Consider the following 1506-nt stretch of genomic DNA (forward strand, 5'->3'; position numbering starts at 1 on the left):
GTGTTTATCTTTGACGAATGCCACCGTTCGCAATTCGGTGAAAACCATAAATCCATTAAAAAATTCTTCCCAAAATCACAGCTTTTTGGCTTTACTGGCACACCCATTTTTGATCTTAACTCAAGCTACACACAAGTGGATGGTACAGACGGATCATTTAAAACGACCGATGATGTATTTGAAAAAGAAAAAGCTAGCTTTAAAACGACCAAAGATATATTTGAAAAAGAGTTGCACGCCTACACCATTACCAATGCCATTGACGATAGAAATGTACTCAGCTTTCATATTGATTATTTTGGCGAAGGACATAATAGTAAAAAACAAAAAAGTGAGAGCCTACCGACTGATGCCGTGGTAAAAGAGATATTGGCAAAGCACGACGCAGTAACCAATCACCGCCGCTTTAATGCAGTACTGGCAACCGCTTCTATTAACCATGCGATAGACTATGTTGAAGAATTCAAAATTCAACAAGAACAGCAGCAAGTCGAAGATCAGAACTTTACGCCTCTGAATATTGCATGCGTATTCTCACCGCCTGCTCAAAGGGGAGCGAAAGATAAAACCAACTCAGATAATAGCAATGTAGATAAAAACAGCAAAGATATAAAACAACTACAAGAAGACTTGCCGCAAGAAAAAGCGGACAACCAAGTAGAGCCAGAAAAGAAAAAAGAAGCTCTTAAAGAAATTATTGCCAACTATAATCAGCAATATGGCACTAACCATAAAATTAACGAATTTGATCTTTACTACCAAGATGTACAGCAACGCATAAAAGACCAAAAATACAGCAATGCCGGTTTCCCCCACAAAAAAAAAATTGATATTGTCATTGTAGTGGATATGTTACTGACAGGGTTTGACTCTAAATTCCTTAATACACTTTACGTGGATAAAAACTTAAAATACCACGGCTTAATTCAAGCCTTCTCGCGGACAAATCGCGTCCTTAATGACAGTAAGCCTTGGGGTAATATTCTCGATTTTCGTGGGCAAGAAACTGAAGTTAACGCCGCTATCGAGCTTTTCTCAGGGGCGGCTAAAAACCGTGCTAAAGAAATCTGGTTAGTAGATTCTTCCCCTGTAGCAGTTAAAAATTACCAAAAATCCATCGAAACACTAGATACTTTTATGCAAGGAAAAGGGCTGGATTGTAGCCCTTCAGAAGTGGCTAATTTAAAAGGTGATATTGCCAAAGCTGAGTTTATTAACCACTTTAAAGCCGTGCAAAAGCTCAATACCCAAATTGAGCAATACACTGAGCTTAGTGATGAGGAACAGCAACACATAGAGACTGCTTTATCTATCGAAGACTTGCGCGGCTTTAAAAGTGCTTACTTAGAAATAGCCAAAGACCTTAAGCGCAAGCAAGATAAAGACGGTGAAGGTATTGAGATCGAAGTGCAACAATTAGATTTTGAATTGGTGATCTTTGCTTCTGCTGTGATCGATTACGATTTCATTATGGGATTAATCGCCAAATCCACCCAAGACAGCAAC

At 38.8% G+C, this 1506-nt stretch carries 1 protein-coding gene; it reads left to right on the forward strand.

Annotated elements, in window-relative coordinates; all coding sequences use genetic code 11:
* On the forward strand, window positions 1-1506 hold a 1506-nt coding region (locus CDZ78_RS20305; RefSeq protein WP_140414266.1), incomplete at both ends, for a type I restriction endonuclease subunit R, EcoR124 family.

Origin of the sequence: Bathymodiolus platifrons methanotrophic gill symbiont (assembly GCF_002189065.1) — a bacterium.
In the GTDB taxonomy this organism is placed as follows: Bacteria; Pseudomonadota; Gammaproteobacteria; order Methylococcales; family Methylomonadaceae; genus Methyloprofundus.